The organism is Pantoea sp. SIMBA_079, assembly GCF_046940275.1.
Lineage (GTDB): Bacteria > Pseudomonadota > Gammaproteobacteria > Enterobacterales > Enterobacteriaceae > Pantoea > Pantoea borealis.
The window spans coordinates 1-228 of record NZ_JAWRYR010001051.1 but is presented as its reverse complement, the minus strand read 5'-3'; the positions used below and the strand labels follow the sequence as shown (position 1 = coordinate 228).

General features: G+C 57.0%; 1 pseudogene. It reads left to right on the top strand.

The features are described 5' to 3' along the window. A pseudogene (locus SB719_RS23140) lies at window positions 1-228 on the top strand (hypothetical protein); the annotation flags it as partial.

Sequence of the window (228 nt, the reverse complement as noted above, 5' to 3'; positions counted from 1 at the left end):
GCTTTTGCCGAACCGCTGAAGGCCAAGGCTTCCGCCTATAAGGTGGACGAGAAGCTGACGCCGCAGGATGCCGTCACGACCTACAATAATTTCTACGAGTTCGGCACGGACAAGAGCGACCCTTCCGCCAATTCCGGCAATTACAAGCCGCTGCCCTGGAAGCTCACCATCGACGGCCTCGTCAAGCAGCCGAAGGAATTCGACATTCAGTACCTGATTGCCCGGATG